This window comes from Streptomyces sp. S4.7, from assembly GCF_010384365.1.
GTDB lineage: Bacteria > Actinomycetota > Actinomycetes > Streptomycetales > Streptomycetaceae > Streptomyces.
On record NZ_CP048397.1, the window covers coordinates 2,538,306 to 2,555,715 of the forward strand.

Sequence of the window (17,410 nt, forward strand, 5' to 3'; positions counted from 1 at the left end):
CGGCTTGGGGTCTTCGAAGTGCTTGTACATCTGGGCCGTCCAGCACGTCGCGACGAAGCGGCGACGGTCGGCAGCAGCGGTGGGAGGACCGCGCGGACAGCGTCTCCCACAGGTACAAGCAGGACGGTGGGGTGACAGCTCGCTGCTCTGGGCTACTTTGCGTCATACGTCAAGGTCACCGTTTCGCCCGGTTTTGATCTTGTTCTCGGGGTGTTGGAGGATCGCGTTCCGCCGGTGCTTCGGGGATAGGGTGGAGGCTTCCCGCGAGCTTCTTGGAGGGCCTGCCCGGTGTCCGACAGCTTTGTTCACCTGCACAATCACACCGAATACTCGATGCTCGACGGTGCGCAGCGGCTGAAGCCGATGTTCACGGAGGTGGCCCGCCAGGGCATGCCCGCGATCGCCATGAGCGATCACGGGAACATGTTCGGAGCGTACGAGTTTCAGCAGGTGGCCAAGGGCTTCGATGGCGTGAAGCCGATTATCGGGATCGAGGCGTACGTCGCGCCTTCCTCGCGCCGGAACCGCAAGCAGGAGTTCTGGGGCCCTGGTGGTGTCAGGGCGATGTCGGACGACGGCGAGGGCTCGAAGGACGTCTCCGGTGGTGGCCGGTTCACGCACATGACGATGTGGGCGCGGAACGTCCAGGGTCTGCGGAACCTGTTCTACCTGGCCACCGAGGCTTCGTACACGGGCCAGTTCCCGGCCGGCAAGCCGCGGATGGACATGGAGCTGATCTCCGAGCACGCCGAGGGGATCATCGGTACGACCGGCTGCCCCTCGGGCGCGATCCAGACGCGGCTGCGCCTGAACCAGTACGACGAGGCCCGGGAGGTGGCAGCCTCCTACCAGGACATTCTCGGCAAGGAGAATTACTTCCTGGAGCTGATGGACCACGGTCTGGATCTTGAGCGCAACGTGCGGGCCGACCTCCTGCGCCTGGCGAAGGACCTCGACATCCCGCTTCTGGCCACCAACGATGCGCACTACGTCCTTGAGGAGCACGCTGACGCGCACGACAACCTGCTGTGCATCGGTGTCGGGAAGAACAAGGACGACCCGAACCGTTTCCGGTTCAACGGCAGCGGCTACTACCTCAAGACCGCGGCGCAGATGCGGGAGTTGTTCTCTGAAATCCCCGAGGCGTGCAACAACACACTGCTGATCGCCGAGCGCATCGAGTCCTACGAGGAGGTTTTCGCACCTGAGGACGAGATGCCGCAGTTTCCCGACGTTCCGGAGGGCGAGACCCAGGAGTCGTGGCTGCGCAGGGAGTGCATCAAGGGGTTGGAGATGCGCTACGGCACTCCCCTCCCGGACGAGGTGACGGAGCGGTTCGAGACCGAGATGAAGGTCATCGGTCCGATGGGCTTCAGCTCGTACTTCCTCGTCGTCGCGGACATCTGCCAGCACGCCCGTGACAACAAGATCCCGGTCGGCCCCGGCCGTGGATCAGCCACCGGCTCGATCGTGGCCTACGCGACGCGCATCACCGAGTTGTGCCCGCTGGAGCACGGTCTGCTGTTCGAACGGTTCCTGAACCCCGAGCGCATCAACCCGCCGGATGTCGACCTCGACTTCGACGACCGCCACCGTGACCGGATGGTGCGGTACGTCGTCGAGAAGTACGGCGACGAGTACACCGCCATGGTGAACACGTTCGGCAAGCTGAAGGCGAAGAACGCGATCAAGGACACGTCGCGTCTGCTGGGTTACCCCTTCAGCCACGGTGAGCGCATCACGAAGGCCCTGCCGGCGGACGTGATGGGCAAGAGCATCCCTCTCGACGGCATCTTCGACTCGAACCACCCCCGCTACGGGGAAGCCGGTGAGATCCGCGGCCTGTACGAGAACGAGCCGGAGGTCCGGAAGGTCATCGACGGCGCCAAGGGCGTCGAGGGCCTTATCCGTAACACCGGCGTCCACGCCGCCGCGGTCATCCTGTCCAAGACCCGGCTGACCGACCGCATCCCGCTGCACATGCGCGCCAAGGACGGCGTGAAGATCACCGGCTTCGACTACCCCAGTTGCGAGGACATGGGGCTGGTCAAGATGGACTTCCTGGGGCTGCGCAACCTGGGCGTGATCGACCACGCGATCCAGAACATCCGGGAGAACCGCGGCGTCGATATCACCACCGACACCGTCCCCCAGGACGGTTCACAACCGATCCCGCTCGACGACGTGACGACCTTCCAACTCCTGGCGCGCGGCGACACGTTCGGCGTGTTCCAGCTCGACGGCGGCGGAATGCGCACCCTGCTGAAGCTGATGGAACCGACACGGTTCGAGGACATCGCGGCGGCCCTCGCTCTCTACCGCCCGGGCCCGATGGCGGCGAACGCGCACACCAACTACGCGCACCGCAAAACCGGTCGCCAGGAGATCGCGCCGATCCATCCCGAACTGCGGGACGCCCTGGAGCCGATCCTTGGAAACACCTTCCACCTGCTCGTCTACCAAGAGCAGATCATGGCCATCGCCCGGCAGCTCGCCGGCTACACCCTCGGCGGCGCCGACCTGTTGCGCCGCGCGATGGGTAAGAAGAAGCCCGAGGTGCTGGCCGCCGAATGGGAGAAATTCCACGGCGGCATGCAGGCCAACAACTACTCCGAGGAGTCCATTAAGGCCCTGTGGGACGTCATGCTCCCGTTCTCCGGCTACGCCTTCAACAAATCCCACACCGCCGGATACGGTCTGGTGTCCTACTGGACCGCCTACCTCAAGGCGAACTACCCCGCCGAGTACATGGCCGCGCTCCTCACCTCGGTCGGCGACGACAAGGACAAGGCCGGTATCTACCTGGCCGACGCCCGCAAGCTGGGCGTGCAGGTGCTGCCCCCGGACATCAACGAGTCCGTCGCCGACTTCACCGCCATCGGCGACGACGTACGGTTCGGCCTTCGCTCGGTACGTAACGTCGGTGACGGCGTCATCGAGTCCCTGGTTACCACCCGCAAGTCCAAGGGCAAGTACACCTCCTTCCCCGACTTCCTCGACAAGGCCGAAATCGGGGCCCTGAACAAGCGGGCCGTGGAGTCACTGATCAAGGCCGGTGCCTTCGACTCGCTCCAGCACACCCGCAAGGGGCTGTGCGCCGCACACGAGGACGCGATCGACGCGATCATCCCCGTGAAGAAGGCCGCCGCCTTCGGCCAGGACGACCTGTTCGCAGGCATGGGCGGAGACGGAGAAGACACACCGGCCTTCGGGCTGGACTTCCCGATCGGCGACAGCGAGTGGCCCCGCAAGGCTCTTCTCTCCGAGGAACGGGACATGCTCGGCATGTACGTCTCGGCGCACCCGCTGGACGGCACCGAGCACATCCTGTCCCGCCACCGGGACACCACCATCAGCGAGCTGCTCGGCTCGGGCCGCACCGAGGGCGTGGCACAGCTGTCCGGGCTCATCACGAATGTCGACCGCCGGATGACCAAGCAGGGCAACGCCTGGGCGATCATCAACCTCGCCGACCGAGACGGCGAGATGGAAATCCTGTTCTTCCCGGCCACCTACAACCTCGTGCAGCACGCTCTGCTCCCGGACAGCGTGGTCAGCGTCCAGGGGCGGCTCAACGACCGGGACGGGGCCGTCAGCATCTTCGGGCAGGAACTCCAGACGCTGGACGTGTCGTCCGCCGAGAGCGGCGGCCGCCCCCCCGTCCAACTCGCTCTTCGCTCCCACAAGATCAACGACCCGGCTGTGAAGGAACTCAAGCGCATCCTCGGCGCACACAAGGGAGAGAGCCCGGTACGCCTGCGCGTTGAGGCCCCGCAGAAGACAGTCGTGTACGAACTCGGCTTCCTTGTGGACCCGACATCGGTCGCCTCCGACATCAAGGGCACCTTCGGACCGGACGCCTGGATCGGTGTGTCGTGAACGACGAGCAGGAGTACGAAATCCGGCTTTCACAGACACCCCCGTGCGGGCACTGCGATCAGCCGACGCTGCTCACGGCAGCCTTCCCGAGCCCCATGACGAACGCCCGGGGCGACGGCGTGAAGGGCCTCTGCGAAGTTGCTCTCTGCCGCACCTGCGATTACGGGGAGCCAGCCGCGAACGGACTCCTGGCGTTCTTCACCGTTCACGAGAGACTTGATGAAGTCGACCTCTGGACCTTCAACGAACTTGTCGTCGCCTGGGTGGACGTCGCCCGCCGCCGTCAGGTCGACCAAGTGCAGCTCGATGCCGAGTACGAACGCTGGCGCGAGGGCGTGCTGTAGCGGGCAGTGCCCACGGTCGCCCGCCGGCGCTGCCACTCAGGGGGCTATGCCCTGTGTGACTGTTCTCCGGACAGCCGCTGTGACACTGCAAGCACCTGGCGGGGGCGCCGACAACCCGGCATTCGGCTCAGTAGCTGATGCTCCGCATCGCATCGCATCGAGCGGACGCGGACGCGGACGCGTCAGACCAGCTCGACGGCAGCGACACGACGCGTGTGGGCACTCTGTAACTTCCTCATTACTGTGGGCGGTTGCACGGGTCCCATCGATGAGAGGAACATCCATGCTCCGTTTCGGAGACGAGGACAGCAAGGACAACACGGATATCGAGGAGGGTGACGGCGGCGGTTCCAACCCGTCTCAGGGTTGCGGTGACAACCTCGCCGCTCGGTAGGTAGCACCACACACTCTGAGTCCGCCCCCATCAATCCGCTGGGGGCGGACATCGTTGGGGCAGCCCCGCCCTGCATCAACGCGCCTGCAGCAGCAGCCGCTTGATTCGGCTTCGAACCTCATCTGCAACCCCAGTAGCAGCAAGCGCGTCTACCGCTTCGCACCCGGCGATGGAGGACTTCGGGCCTGAGACCGGGACGGGCCGGTGACAGACAGGTCTCTCGGATCGACATACAGCAGGCCGCATGGGCCGACTTCGTCGGCGCGCTGCGTACGTCCCGGCTTGGGTGACCGAGGGCATCCTTCAGCGTTGCCGGTGGGCACGACTGCGGTCGCCGTGGTATGCGGTGCGATTTAGCCTGGGAGTGGAGGACATCCGTTCGCTTGGCTGAGAGGAGTGATCGCCATGGCGGGCCGGAGCCGGAGCGAGGTTGAGTCGGAGATCAAGGAGACGCTTGGTCTTGTACCGCATTTCTTGGCTCAGATACCCGATGAGATGCTGGACGCCGAGTGGGAGATCTTCAAGAGGATCGAACTCGGCGAGACGCTTATCCCGAACAAGTACAAGGAGCTGATGGGGATAGCGTTGCATTCGGAGACGAAGTGCCGTTACTGCCTGCTCTTCCACACGGAGGCCGCGAAGATGTTCGGGGCCACCGACGAGGAGATTCAGGAAGCTGTCCACTACGCGAAGAACAGCGTCGGCTGGAGCGTGTATCTCAACGGTACGCGTGAGAACTACGACGAATTCGCGGAGGAACTCGGGCAGATGAAGGACTACATGGCGTCGAAGGGCTGAGACCATGCGCCTTGAGTGGGCCCGGCCGGGTGTCGTGCGGGCGACCGCGCACGCATACGAACTCGCCGCGCTGGTGTCCGCCGCGCGGCTGGTGGCGGAGTCCGAGTCACCCGAGATTCCTCCGGGGACGCTGGAAGATCTCCGTCAGATTCTCGATGACTACGACGCCCAAGTGGCGCGCCTGCGCAAAGCGCCGTTCCCTGGGGACGGCGCGTGAGCGCAGGCGCTCCCGCGCCGTCGGGCGTCAGCTGTAGTCGTCCGGGCGGTCCTGCATCCAGACGTTGATCTTGTCGCGGGTGCCGATGAGTTCCGTGCGGTGTTTTTCCAGGTTCGGCGTGGATGTGTAGTCGCCCAGGGTCTTCCAGAGCTTGGACGTCAGTTCCAAGGGCTCCTTGAAGTGGCCCGGTCCCTTCGGGTCCGCCTTCATGGCGGCGTCGAGGCCGGTCAGTTCGTCGTGGACGCGGCCGAGGAAGTAGTCGCAGTTGCCCGGGGTGCAGTTAGGGTGGCGTTCCAGAGGGGGTCGGGGATGCCGGCGCGGAGCAGGGTGTCGCGGGTCTCGCCCTCGGCGATGGAGCGGACGCCGACGCGGAGGTCGTCCAGCACCGCGTACCCGCATCTCCTCGGCCTCCGACGTCGGCATGGCGCCCGCCGCGCCCCGTACCACCAGCGTCGGGCAGCGCACCTCGTCCCATTCCTCCCAGAAGGAACGGACGGCGCTCTCCGCCACGCAGCCGACCATCACGTCCCGGTCGACCCGCGGATACAGACCGTCGGGACGGACCTTTAGGCCCGCCGCCCAGGCCAGGCCCGCCGGGCCGCCGCCGAAGAAGCGCACCGCCTCGTCGGCCGAGGCGAACGGAATGGGCCACGAGTCCAGCCAGGTCCCGATCTTGCCGGGCAGTTCGGGGGCCGGGCCCCTCGGTCCGGCCTCCACCAGGACCAGGGCGCGGACGAGGTCCGGGTGGGCGGCGGCGGTGAGCAGGGCCGTGAGTCCGCCGAGGGACTGGCCGATCAGAACGGGGCGGGCCAGGGCCAGTTGATCGATGACGGCCACGGCGTCCCGTACGTGCGCGGCGCGCGAGACGTCCTCGGGAAGGCGGTCGCTCAGGCCGTGGCCCCGCGCGTCGTAGCCGACCGGGCGGTAGCCGGGACCGAGCAGGCCCGCGAGGACGTCCCACTCCGCCGTGTGGCCCGCGAGGCCGTGGAGCAGCAGGACGGGGACGGCGGGGTCGGTGGACCCCGCGGAGGGTCCCTGTCCGTACTCCGCGCAGGCCAGCCGTACGCCGTCGGCCGTGGTGATCGTCGTGCGGCGTGCTCTCGGCAAGAAGTCCACCCCTTCGCTGAACGCCTCCGTACAACTGTGCGTACTAGAGAGCACTCCCCCATGGTTGCCGGGTGTGTGGGCCGGACACAGGGTCCGGTTCGCACACCCGGCTCTGTTCCTCCGGGAGAGCCCTCCCCACGGGACAGTCCTCAGCTCAGCGCGTGCGAGATCGTGTAGATCAGCAGGCCCGCCAGCGCGCCGACCACCGTGCCGTTGATGCGGATGAACTGGAGGTCGCGGCCGATGTGGGCCTCGATCTTCTTGGACGTGTGCTTGCCGTCCCAGCTCGCGACCGTGTCGGAGATCAGTGAGGTGATCTCGCCCCGGTACGTCGTCACGACGTAGTCCGCCGCGTCCTCCACCCAGCCCTCCAGCTTCCGCTGGAGCCTGCCGTCCGTCGCCAGGCGGGCGCCGAGCGAGAGGAGGGAGGCGCGGGCGCGCAGGCGCAGTTCGCTGCGGTCGTCCTCGGCCGCGGCGATGATCATCGCGCGTACGGAGGACCACGCCGACGCGATGATGTCCTGCACCTCGGGACGGGCCAGCAGGTCCGACTTGAGGCGTTCGACGCGGGCCCGGGTCTCGGTGTCCGACTGGAGGTCGGAGGCGAAGTCCCGGAGGAAGCGGTCGATCGCGCCGCGCGCGGGGTGGGTCGGCATGTCGCGCATCTCCGTGACGAAGCGCAGCAACTCCTTGTAGACGCGGTCGCCGATCCTGCGGTCGACGAAGCGCGGCGTCCAGCCCGGCGCGCCGCCCTGCACCGCGTCCATGACCGAATCGCCGTGCTCGACCAGCCAGTCGTGCCCGCGGGCGCAGATCAGGTCGACGGCGCGGTGGTGGGCACCGTCGTCGACGACGCGGGCCAGCATCTTCCCTATGCCGGGGGCGATCTCGGCGGCGTCCGCGCGGCGGGTGATCGCCTCGCCGACGACGGCCTGGACGTCGCTGTCCCGCAGGACGGTCAGCGCGCCGCGCAGGGCCGTGGCGAGTTCGGCGGTGACACGGTCGGCGTGGACGGGCTCGGCGAGCCAGGTGCCGAGCCGGCCGCCGATGCCCAGCCCGCGCAGCCGGGTCCGTACGACGTCGGAGGACAGGAAGTTCTCCCCCACGAACGAGCCCAGCGACGCGCCGAGTTGGTCCTTCTTGTTCGGGATGATCGCGGTGTGCGGAATGGGCACGCCGAGCGGGTGGCGGAACAGCGCCGTGACGGCGAACCAGTCGGCGAGCGCGCCCACCATGCCGGCTTCGGCCGCCGCCGCGACGTAGCCGGGCCAGCCGGTGACGCCCGAGTTCTCCGCCCAGGTGGCGAGGATGTAGATGACCGCGACGAACAGCAGCAGGCCGGTCGCGGTGGTCTTCATACGGCGGACGCCGCGCCGCTTCTCCTCGTCGGCGGCGGTGAAGCCGAGGGAGCCGAGCGGGGAGAACGGCGAGCGCTTGCCGGGGCCCGAGCCGCCGGACCCGGAGCCCGGGTCGGACCCGTGGCCTGAGCCGTCGCCACCGTGCCGTCGCCGCCGTCGCCTTCGGCCCGAACCGGACCCTGAAGCCGGAGGACCCGAGCCCTCGGGCTCGGACGGGAGGTCGGCTCCGCCCGGCGGACGGGCCCGGAAGAGCCCCTCGTACGAGCGGAGCCCGTCCGCGCCGCCGCCCCCGGCAGGTCGGCGCCCGACACCGGCCGCCCGGACCCGGCCCGTCCGCTGGTGCCCCTCACCCTGTCCGGATCAGCCGGATCGCGTCGTTCCATTCACCGTGCGCCGGGCGGCGGCCCTGCCGTCGCGTGCCCGGACCCCCGATCCCGCGCGGGCCCTGCCCACCCGTACGCATTGTCCCCTCTCGTACTCCCGGGGCGCATCGGTTCCCGCGTCATGCCGGATGATGTCCGCGCGGGACCGGAGACGGGGACATGCAGACAACGGGGATTCGCCCTGCTCGCGGGCCTTCTGGCGATCGCTGGTGTGCGCCACGATATTCCGGGTCACCGCCGGCGGCGGGGGCCGTCGATCGGGCAGCGTCACCACCCGCATCCGCGGGCGGGCGCTGGCCGTCGTCCGTGGATCGCCGTGCCGACGCGTGGGTCGGGATCAGGGCACCGGCCGGATCGGCCTGTCGTACGGCGCCACCGGCGCCATCCGCAACCGTGCACACCAGCTCGGCGGCACTCCGGCGCGCATCAGCCGCGTCTGGGCGCCTGGTCGCCCTCAACGCGGGCATCAGCGGCAACCGCCTCCTGCGGCAGAGCCTCGCCGTCGGCAAGGGGCCGAGCGGCGTCTCCCGCTTCGAGCGTGACGTCCTGGAGCGGGCGGGCACCGAGGCCGTCTTCGTCGAGCTGGGCATCAACGACATCATCCGCGAGCCGCACGAGACCGGTCCGGACCGGATCACGGCCGGTCTGAAGGCCCTCACCCGGCAGGCGCACGCCCGCGGGCTGCGGGTCGTCGGGTCGACGCTCACGCCCTTCGGCGGCAACCCGCGCCACACCGACGAGCTGGAAGCCGTACGGGACCGGGTCAACGACGCCATCAGGTCGGGCGACGTCTTCGACCGGACCGTCGACTTCGACCGGCTGCTGCGCGATCCGTACGCCCCCGACCGGCTACGGCCGGAGTACGACTCGGGCGACGGTCTGCATCCGAGCGACGCCGGTTACCGGGCCATGGGGCGCTTCGTGAAGCTCGGAGACCTGATCGGCAAGGAGCCCGCGCAGCTCTGACCGCGGGGTCGGAGGTCGCTCAGGTCTGAGCGCCGGGCCGCGAGTCCGCCCGGCTCCGAAGGAGGGCTCCGCGCTCAGCTCTGAAGGCCGGCTCGCGAGTCCGCTCAGGTCCGCGAGCCGGGCCGCTCTGCGGGCGGCCTCGCGAGTCCGTCCGGCTCCGGGGGCCGCCCCGAAGTCCGCTCAGTCCAGCTCCTTGCGGAGCCTGTTCCTCTCCAGCTCCGCCTTCTTGCGCTCCTCCTTGAGACGGCGCTTCTCCGCCGCCCTCATCTTCCGCTCCACGCCCACGCCGCCCATCATCGAGAACCCCGTGATGATCACCCGAGGCGACCCGGGACTCACATCGGTCGCCTCGCCGCTCTCGCCGAAGCCGCCCATGATCCCGAAGCCGCGCACCGTGACGTCCATGTCCGGCGGTACGGTGACATGGACACCGCCCATCAGCGTGAAACAGCGGATGACCACGTCACGCTGCTCGAACCGGGCCTCGCGCAGATCGATCTCGCCACCGCCCATGCAGACCGTCGCGAGGAACTTCGGGCCGACCGTCCACGAGCCCTTGCGCTTGAATCCACCCCAGATGGCGAGGGCCCACTTGGAGGTCGCGGGGCCCCGGCCGACCTTCGCAGCCCACCGCCCGCGCCCGTCACCGTCGTCGGTCCGCGCCGGACCGGTCGTCGTCGCGCCCACCGCGGGCAGGTCGCGTACGAGTGGCTCCAACTCACCGTGCGTACGGGCCTTGTACGTCGCGTCGAGACGGGTGTCGAACTCCGCCATGTCGATGCGCCCCTCGGCCACGGCATCGCGCAACAGTTCGGCGACGCGCTCGCGCTCGGCGTCGGAGGCGCGCATCTCGGGAAGTTCACTCGTCATACGCTCAGCCTAGTCAAAGCTGAGTCGGACGTCACAGCGTCGATCGCTCCGCCGGTTCCGGGACCTTCCTCCTGGAGAGCATCTTCGCGATCACGGATTCGATGTCCGGCTCCCGTACCGAGAGGTCCACCAGCGGATACTCCGCCGCGATCCGCGCCACCAGCGGCGCCGCCGATTCAGCAGCCGGAAAGGCCAGCCACTGCCGCGGGCCCTCCACCTTCACCACCCGCGCACCCGGCAGCTCGACGGCCGGCAGCTCCCGTTCGAGGTCGACGACCAGGGTCCGCTCGCTCGCGCCCACCTCGTGCAGCCCGGCGAGCGCCCCGTCATACATCAGCCGGCCGTGGTCGATGACCATGACCCGCTCGCAGAGCTGCTCGATGTCGGTGAGGTCGTGCGTGGTCAGCACGACCGTCGTACGGAGCTCCGCGTTCAGGTCCCGCAGGAACTCGCGGACCCTGGCCTTGGAGATCACGTCCAGGCCGATCGTCGGTTCGTCGAGGTACAGCACCTCGGGGTCGTGCAGCAGCGCCGCCGCGATGTCGCCGCGCATCCGCTGCCCGAGCGAGAGCTGCCGTACGGGGACCTCCAACAGCTCGCCCAGTTCGAGCAGTTCGACGCAGCGCTCCAGATTCTCCCGGTAGCGCCGGTCCGGGATGCGGTACATACGGTGCACCAGCCGGTAGGAGTCGATCAGCGGCAGGTCCCACCACAGGGTCGTGCGCTGGCCGAACACCACGCCGATCCGGCGCGCCAGCTTCGTGCGCTCCCGCGACGGGTCGATCCCGGCGACGCGCAGCCGGCCCGCGCTCGGTGTCAGGATGCCGGTGAGCATCTTGATGGTGGTGGACTTGCCGGCACCGTTGGGGCCGATGTAGCCGACCATCTCGCCGCGTGCCACACGGAAGGTGATGCCGTCGACCGCGCGCACCTGGTGCTTCTCGCGGCGCAGCAGACCCGCCCTTCGCCGGACGTCGAAGACCTTCTCGACGCCGTCCAGTTCGATGAGGCCCGAGCCGTCCGAATCCATGTCCCTCACGTGTCCCTCTCCAGTCTCCCGGTCCCGGGTCCCCGGGTCCCCGGCCCGGTCCCCGGTCCGTGGTGCCGTCGTCCCGTCCGTCGCCCTAACTCCCCGTGCTGCGGTACGCGCGCAGCCCCACCCGCCAGGCCGCCCCCGCCAGCACGCAGCACCCCGCCGCCACCAGCGGCGGCAGGAACGCCACCCAGTCCGGCAGCCCCAGCGGATCCTCGCGGCCCATCACGTACAGGGCGGGCAGCCAGTTGACGAAGGCCAGCGGCACCACGAAGGTCACCCCGCGCACCAGGTCCTTCGCGAAGACCGTCGGCGGGTACTGGAGCAGTGTGGTGCCGCCGTACGTGAAGGAGTTCTGCACCTCGGCCGCGTCCTGCGCCCAGAACTGGAACGCCGCGCCCGCCACGAACACCGCCGCGAAGATCGTCGCGCCGCTGAGCAGCATCATCGGGATCATCGCGACCTTCAGCGGCGTCCAGGCGATGTCCAGTGCCGCCAGCGCGTATCCGAGCACCAGCAGGCCCTGGGTGATCCGGCCCAGCCGCCGCAGCGCGAACCGGTCCGCCGCGATCTGCGCGAGGACCGGCACCGGCCGGACGAGCAGGGTGTCCAGGGTGCCGTCCCTGACCCGGCGGCCCAGCCGGTCCATCGAGCCCAGGCACAGGTCGGCCAGGCCGAAGGCCGCGCCCGCCGCGCCGTACAGGAAGGCGACCTCGGGCAGCGAGTAGCCGCCCAACTGGTCGACGTGGGAGAACATCAGCAGGATCGCGACGAAGCCGAACGCGGTCGCGGCGAAGTTCCCGAAGGCCGTCATGGCGAACGACGCGCGGTAGGCCATCGTCGAACGCACCCACATGGCCACGATCAGGCCGTACGCGCGCAGCCCCTGCCACAGCAGCGAGCGCGACCACTCGGCGGCCTCCTCGGTGCCCCGGGCCACCACGTCCGTACCCGTCGCCTCGTCAGCCACCCTGCACCACCACCCGTCGCGTCGCCACGGACTGGACCAGCCGCCCGAGCGCCAGCAGCGCCAGCGCCCAGCCGGCCTGGAAGGCGAACGCCCCCAGCAGCCCCCAGCCGGTGTGGCGGCCGAGGAAGACGTCCGCCGGTACCTGGAGCAGCGACGACCACGGCAGCGCTCTGGCGATCTCGCCGAGCAGACCGGGGAAGAGCGTCAGCGGCAGCAGCATCCCGGAGAAGAACAGCCCTATCAGGAAGGCGATCTGTCCCACACCGGCGCCGTCCATCAGCCAGAAGGCCGACAGGGCGACCAGGAAGCGTATGGAGAAGCTGACCACGACTCCCAGGAACACGGAGAGGAGGAAGGCGAGCCACGTCAGGGGACTGCCGGGCAGCGCCAGGTCGAAGGCGAGCGCGCCGAGCGCCATCGGTACGATCCCGCGCCCCATCAGATGGAAGGCGGCACGGCCCAGGTCGCCTGCCAGCCACCAGAGTTGGAGATCCGCCGGCCGGTAGAGATCGATCGCGACGTCGCCGGTGCGGATGCGCTCCATCAGCTCGTCCTCGAAGCCGCCGCCCATCATGGCGCAGGTCATCAGCAGCGCCTGGCCGAGCCATACGTAGGTGAGGGCCTGCGAGAGGTCGTAGCCGCCGAGCTGCGGCCGCTGGTCCCAGAGCGCCGTGTAGGTGTACGCCACGATGAAGCCGAAGACGGTGTTGGTGAACACCCCGGCGGCCGTGGCGGTCCGGTATGTCGCATGGCGGCGGAAGCCACCCGCCGCGACAACCGCGTACAGACGCACGTCAGCACTCCCCCTCAGGCCCGTTACGTGTGATGTCCCCGCGCCGTTCCCGCTGTACGGCACCAAAGCGCACGACCCTAGCCCAAGGGGGTCAGCCACCGCGAGCGGTTATCCGGTCGGCGGCTCAGCGCCGGTCCGACCGTGTTTCATGGTGCCTCACATGAATCACCCGAATAACCCGTAACGCCCGATATGCAACCCGGTCGAGGAGCCTCCGTACACATGAGCGACGCGCAGCAGCAGGGCTGGGCCCCGCGCGACCCGACGGACCGCGGCCCCGGCGCGGTGACCGGAGGCCCGGGCGCCCTCGACGGCGGGGGCGCCGGCCGGCGGCCCGGCCGCAAGGGGCGCAGGGGCCGCCGCAGGCGCACCGGCTGGCGGCGGATCCTGCCCACCTGGCGGATGCTGCTCGGCGCGTTCCTGACCTGCGCGTTCATCCTCATGGCCGGTTTCATCAGCGGCTACACCCTCGTCAAGATCCCACCCGCCAACGTCGCGGCCGTCGCCCAGTCCAACGTGTATCTGTACGAGGACGGCAGCCAGCTCGCGCGCGACGGCGAGGTCAACCGCGAGAACGTGCCGCTCTCCCAGATCCCGTCGCACGTCCGCCGCGCCGTACTGGCCGCCGAGGACCGGGACTTCTACAACGAACCCGCCATCGACCCCCAGGGCATGGCCCGCGCCGCCTGGAACACGATGACGGGCAAGGGCACGCAGGGCGGCTCCACGATCACCCAGCAGTACGTCAAGAACTACTACCTCGCGCAGGAACAGACCGTCGTCCGCAAGGGGAAGGAGTTCTTCATCGCGATCAAGCTCAACCGCGAGGAGAGCAAGGCGCAGATCCTGGAGGGCTATCTCAACACCAGCTACTTCGGGCGCAACGCGTACGGCATCCAGGCCGCCGCGCACGCCTACTACGGCAAGGACATCCAGGACGTCGACACGGCGGAGGGTGCCTTCCTGGCCGCGCTGCTCAACGCGCCCAGCGCGTACGACGTGGCCGTGCACCCGGAGAACAGGGCGCACGCGGAGGGCCGTTGGAAGTACGTCCTCGACGGCATGGTCACCGAGAAGTGGCTCTCCGCCGCCGACCGGGCCGCGCTGACCTTCCCGATGCCCGATGAGGCCAAGCCGTCCACCGGCCTCTCCGGACAGCGCGGATACATCGTCCAGGCGGTCGAGGACTACCTCACCGAGAACAAGATCATCGACGACAGCACCCTCGCCAACGGCGGCTACCGGATCACCACCACGCTCCAGCGGCCGAAACAGAACGCCCTGGTCGAATCCGTCGACGAACAGGTCATGTCGAAGGTCGACGACAAGCGCGCGGCCGACCGCAACGTGCGCGTGGGCGGCGTCTCCATCGACCCCGCCACCGGCGGAGTCGTCGCCATGTACGGCGGTGTCGACTACACCCGGCAGTACGTCAACAACGCGACCCGCCGCGACTACCAGGTGGGCTCCACCTTCAAACCCTTCGTGTTCACCGCCGCCGTCGAGAACGACTCGCACACCCAGGACGGCGAACGGATCACCCCCAACACCGTCTACGACGGCACCAACAAGCGCATGGTGGAGGGCCCCGACGGGCCAACCGGCTACGACCCCGCCAACGAGGACGACGTCAGTTACGGAGACGTCACCGTCAGCGAGGCGACCGACAAGTCCATCAACTCCGTGTACGCGCAGATGGCGCAGGACGTCGGCCCCACGCGGGTCCGCGGCACCGCGGTCGCCCTCGGTGTCCCCGACGACACCCCCGACCTCACCGCGTCGCCGTCCATCGCCCTCGGCCCGGCCACGGCGAGCGTGCTCGACATGACCGAGGCGTACGCGACGCTCGCCAACCACGGGGCGCACGGCACGTACACGATGGTCACGAAGATCACCAAGGACGGCAGGACCGTCGAACTGCCGCTCCAGAAGCCCGGACAGGCCGTCAGCCGCCAGGCCGCCGACACCACCACGGCGATCCTGCGCAGCGTCGTGGAGGACGGCACGGGCATGGCGGCCCAGTCCGCGAACCGTCCTGCGGCGGGCAAGACGGGAACGGCGGAGGACGACAAGGCGGCCTGGTTCGCCGGCTACACCCCCGACCTCGCGACCGTCGTCGCGATCATGGGCGCGGACCCCAGGACCGCGCAGCAGAGACCGCTGTACGGCGCGCTCGGTCTGGATCGCGTCAACGGCGGCGGGCCGCCCGCGCAGATCTGGGGCCAGTTCACGGCGACGGCTCTCGAAGGCACCGAGCCCACGGATTTCGAACTGACCCTGGAGGACGGCATAAAGGACATCTCCCCGCCGGACGACGAGTCGGGCCAGCCCGAGGAGCCCTCGTCGCCGGGGCAGTCGGAGAGCCCCGGCGCATCAGGTCAGCCCGACGCACCGGGCGGGCCCTCCGGACAGGACGGGGGCGCGGCGCGGGGGCTGAGCGAGGGCGCCGACCCCAGCGGGAAACAGGGCCGGTCGCAGGGCGGGACGCCGGGGGGCGGGGGCACCAACGGCGGTGGTACGGACGGGGGTCAGGGCGACGGCGGGACACGGGGCCAGGACCAGGGACAGTCGAACGGCCTGACCGACGGGCTGATCGGAGGCGGCGGCGCGGCGGACAACGGGGGCGGCGCGGCGGACGGCGTCACGGGCGACGGCTCGCCCCGCGGCCTGCGCCCGCGGCAGTGACGCCCGCGCCACGCCCCGGTGGGCCGGGCCGTCCCCGATCGCCGGCCGACGTCGCGGCCGGCCGGCGATCGGGAACAAGCCCGGCCCGAAGCCGCGTAACGCGGGCCGGGCCGTGACTTCCGGGTCCCGCCCGGCCCGAGCCGCCCGGCGACGCACCGCACCGACCGAGTCGTCGGACGCCCGCAGGGCGGGCCCGGACCCGCGCCCCCGGCAAGATCTGCAAGGTCGGCAAGACACCCTCTAGTGACCCGACGTCGCCTTCAGGCCCACCACGGCCACCAGCAGCAGACAGACGAAGAAGATCCGCGCGGCGGTCGCCGGCTCGCCGAGTGCCACCATGCCGACCACAGCCGCGCCGGCCGCGCCGATGCCGACCCACACGCCGTACGCCGTACCGATCGGCAGCGTCTTGGCGGCCTGCGAGAGCAGCAGCATGCTGACGACGATCCCGGCACCGGTGAACACGCTCGGCCACAGCCGGGTGAATCCTTCGGTGTACTTCATCCCGATCGACCAGCCGACTTCGAGCAGACCGGCGACGATCAGCAGGACCCAGGCCATGACGGCACCTCCGAGCGAGAACGCGAACAGGGGTGCGTCGTCTTTCGATTGCCCCGGTACGGCGCGTCTCGTCGGGGTCCCTCAAACGTAGCAAAGAGACGGCGGAAGGGCCCGGTGACGATGGTCACCGGGCCCTTCCGCCATCCGCTGTTCCCGGGTCCGCCCAGTGGTGGAGCGGGACCTAGAGGTAGAGGCCCGTGGAGTCCTCCGCCCCCTCAAAACGGTCGGCCGCCACCGCGTGCAGGTCGCGTTCCCGCATGAGTACGTAGGCCACACCCCGCACCTCGACCTCGGCGCGGTCCTCGGGGTCGTACAGCACCCGGTCCGCGGGCTCCACCGTCCGTACGTTCTGGCCGACCGCGACCACCTCGGCCCAGGCGAGGCGCCGTCCGACGGCGGCGGTCGCCGGGATGACGATGCCGCCGGACGAACGCCGCTCGCCCTCCGGGATGTCGGTCCTGACCAGCACCCGGTCGTGCAGCATCCGGATGGGCAGCTTGTCATTGGAGGTGTCGAGGGAGTTGTCGCTCACGCCCACGAACCTACCCGCCCGGACCACCGCCCCACGACGGGCCCCGTGCTCAGAGCCTGCGACGGCGCGCCGACATCGTGAGCAGGCCGACCACACCGACGACCACCAGAGCGATCGGGACGAGCCGCTCCAGCCGCGGAGCGCCGTCCTCCGAGACGAACTTGTGCTTCACATCCGTCACCGTGCGGTTCACCGCGACATACGCCTTGCCCGCGGTCTGGTCCACCCGGGAAACCATCCGGGCCTTCGCGTCCCCCATGATCGTCTGCGGGTGCACCCGCACGCCGATCTCGTCGAGCGTCTCGGCGAGCTGGTCGCGCCTGCGGACGATGTCCGCCTCGATCTGCGCAGGGGTCCTGGCATCCGACACCGCGCTGCCTCCGTCGTATATCCGGTTGGTTGGTCCTTCGGTCCTTCGCCTACACCGACAGTCTGTCAGCTCGGCCGCTCTCGCACCCCGCGGCGCCCCTACTACGCTCGGCCCGATACAACCGGGCGCCCTGCCCGCCCCGTACCGAGG

Annotated in this window: 14 protein-coding genes, 1 pseudogene and 1 riboswitch; of the genes and pseudogenes, 6 read left to right on the plus strand and 9 right to left on the minus strand. The window is 69.4% G+C overall.

Features of this window, described 5'->3' with window-relative positions:
- Nucleotides 1-288 precede the first annotated feature (288 nt).
- From dnaE to SSPS47_RS11140, 4 genes are all read left to right on the plus strand, one after another.
- Nucleotides 289-3,879 carry a DNA polymerase III subunit alpha gene (gene dnaE, locus SSPS47_RS11125; protein WP_164250695.1) on the plus strand — a complete coding sequence of 1,197 codons (3,591 nt, stop codon included), beginning with the start codon at nucleotides 289-291 and terminating at the stop codon, nucleotides 3,877-3,879.
- The gene (locus SSPS47_RS11130) at nucleotides 3,876-4,223 is read left to right on the plus strand and encodes a DUF6300 family protein (protein ID WP_164250697.1); all 348 of its coding nucleotides are present in this window, start codon (nucleotides 3,876-3,878) and stop codon (nucleotides 4,221-4,223) included. The genes dnaE and SSPS47_RS11130 overlap by 4 nt, the downstream gene beginning before the upstream one ends.
- Before the next feature lie 799 nt (nucleotides 4,224-5,022).
- Nucleotides 5,023-5,415: a carboxymuconolactone decarboxylase family protein gene (locus SSPS47_RS11135; protein ID WP_164250698.1), complete on the plus strand. Its 393-nt coding sequence runs from the start codon at nucleotides 5,023-5,025 to the stop codon at nucleotides 5,413-5,415.
- 4 nt (nucleotides 5,416-5,419) lie between these two features.
- Complete coding sequence (locus SSPS47_RS11140; protein ID WP_164250700.1) at nucleotides 5,420-5,632, plus strand: hypothetical protein; 213 nt, start codon at nucleotides 5,420-5,422, stop codon at nucleotides 5,630-5,632.
- A 27-nt stretch (nucleotides 5,633-5,659) separates the two neighbouring features.
- On the opposite strand, the gene SSPS47_RS36175 is transcribed toward SSPS47_RS11140, so the two are convergent.
- Together SSPS47_RS36175 and SSPS47_RS11150 are read right to left on the minus strand one after the other, a co-directional pair.
- On the minus strand, nucleotides 5,660-6,739 hold the full coding sequence (locus SSPS47_RS36175) for an alpha/beta hydrolase (protein WP_343234873.1): 1,080 nt from the start codon (nucleotides 6,737-6,739) through the stop codon (nucleotides 5,660-5,662).
- Nucleotides 6,740-6,888: 149 nt separating this feature from the next.
- Nucleotides 6,889-8,139: pseudogene (locus tag SSPS47_RS11150) on the minus strand (DUF445 domain-containing protein); the annotation flags it as partial.
- Between the two features lie 734 nt (nucleotides 8,140-8,873).
- Between SSPS47_RS11150 and SSPS47_RS11155 the strand changes: the two are divergent.
- The gene (locus SSPS47_RS11155; protein WP_239064849.1) at nucleotides 8,874-9,446 is read left to right on the plus strand and encodes a GDSL-type esterase/lipase family protein; all 573 of its coding nucleotides are present in this window, start codon (nucleotides 8,874-8,876) and stop codon (nucleotides 9,444-9,446) included.
- Nucleotides 9,447-9,626: 180 nt separating this feature from the next.
- On the opposite strand, the gene SSPS47_RS11160 is transcribed toward SSPS47_RS11155, so the two are convergent.
- The 4 genes from SSPS47_RS11160 to SSPS47_RS11175 all read right to left on the minus strand — a co-directional run bounded on the left by SSPS47_RS11160 (nucleotide 9,627) and on the right by SSPS47_RS11175 (nucleotide 13,112).
- Nucleotides 9,627-10,316: a DUF1707 domain-containing protein gene (locus tag SSPS47_RS11160; RefSeq protein ID WP_164250706.1), complete on the minus strand. Its 690-nt coding sequence runs from the start codon at nucleotides 10,314-10,316 to the stop codon at nucleotides 9,627-9,629.
- 31 nt (nucleotides 10,317-10,347) lie between these two features.
- Nucleotides 10,348-11,346, minus strand: a complete 999-nt coding sequence (locus SSPS47_RS11165) for an ATP-binding cassette domain-containing protein (RefSeq protein WP_164254510.1) — start codon at nucleotides 11,344-11,346, stop codon at nucleotides 10,348-10,350.
- Between the two features lie 94 nt (nucleotides 11,347-11,440).
- Nucleotides 11,441-12,292 (minus strand): ABC transporter permease, encoded by an 852-nt coding sequence (locus SSPS47_RS11170; protein WP_239065245.1) that lies wholly within the window; start codon nucleotides 12,290-12,292, stop codon nucleotides 11,441-11,443.
- A 19-nt stretch (nucleotides 12,293-12,311) separates the two neighbouring features.
- Nucleotides 12,312-13,112 carry an ABC-2 family transporter protein gene (locus SSPS47_RS11175; RefSeq protein WP_164250708.1) on the minus strand — a complete coding sequence of 267 codons (801 nt, stop codon included), beginning with the start codon at nucleotides 13,110-13,112 and terminating at the stop codon, nucleotides 12,312-12,314.
- Nucleotides 13,113-13,334: 222 nt separating this feature from the next.
- Between SSPS47_RS11175 and SSPS47_RS11180 the strand changes: the two genes are divergently transcribed.
- Nucleotides 13,335-15,797, plus strand: coding sequence for a transglycosylase domain-containing protein (locus SSPS47_RS11180; RefSeq protein WP_164250710.1), 2,463 nt, complete (start codon nucleotides 13,335-13,337; stop codon nucleotides 15,795-15,797).
- Nucleotides 15,798-16,037: 240 nt separating this feature from the next.
- Here the strand turns inward: SSPS47_RS11180 and SSPS47_RS11185 are convergent, their stop codons facing one another.
- From SSPS47_RS11185 to SSPS47_RS11195, 3 genes are all read right to left on the minus strand, one after another.
- On the minus strand, nucleotides 16,038-16,358 hold the full coding sequence (locus tag SSPS47_RS11185; protein ID WP_147875474.1) for a multidrug efflux SMR transporter: 321 nt from the start codon (nucleotides 16,356-16,358) through the stop codon (nucleotides 16,038-16,040).
- A 31-nt stretch (nucleotides 16,359-16,389) separates the two neighbouring features.
- Nucleotides 16,390-16,461: riboswitch (guanidine-III (ykkC-III) riboswitch) on the minus strand.
- Between the two features lie 78 nt (nucleotides 16,462-16,539).
- On the minus strand, nucleotides 16,540-16,842 hold the full coding sequence (locus tag SSPS47_RS11190; protein WP_239065246.1) for a co-chaperone GroES: 303 nt from the start codon (nucleotides 16,840-16,842) through the stop codon (nucleotides 16,540-16,542).
- A 97-nt stretch (nucleotides 16,843-16,939) separates the two neighbouring features.
- Nucleotides 16,940-17,260 carry a DUF3618 domain-containing protein gene (locus SSPS47_RS11195; protein ID WP_147875475.1) on the minus strand — a complete coding sequence of 107 codons (321 nt, stop codon included), beginning with the start codon at nucleotides 17,258-17,260 and terminating at the stop codon, nucleotides 16,940-16,942.
- Nucleotides 17,261-17,410 lie beyond the last annotated feature (150 nt).

Coding starts and splice junctions, on each gene's coding strand:
- SSPS47_RS11135 (WP_164250698.1), top strand. CDS start 5,023: ATGGCGGGCCGGAGCCGGAGCGAGGTTGAGTCGGAGATCAAGGAGACG.
- SSPS47_RS11140 (WP_164250700.1), top strand. CDS start 5,420: ATGCGCCTTGAGTGGGCCCGGCCGGGTGTCGTGCGGGCGACCGCGCAC.
- SSPS47_RS11160 (WP_164250706.1), bottom strand. CDS start 10,316: ATGACGAGTGAACTTCCCGAGATGCGCGCCTCCGACGCCGAGCGCGAG.
- SSPS47_RS11165 (WP_164254510.1), bottom strand. CDS start 11,346: ATGGATTCGGACGGCTCGGGCCTCATCGAACTGGACGGCGTCGAGAAG.
- SSPS47_RS11180 (WP_164250710.1), top strand. CDS start 13,335: ATGAGCGACGCGCAGCAGCAGGGCTGGGCCCCGCGCGACCCGACGGAC.
- SSPS47_RS11185 (WP_147875474.1), bottom strand. CDS start 16,358: ATGGCCTGGGTCCTGCTGATCGTCGCCGGTCTGCTCGAAGTCGGCTGG.
- SSPS47_RS11190 (WP_239065246.1), bottom strand. CDS start 16,842: ATGCTGCACGACCGGGTGCTGGTCAGGACCGACATCCCGGAGGGCGAG.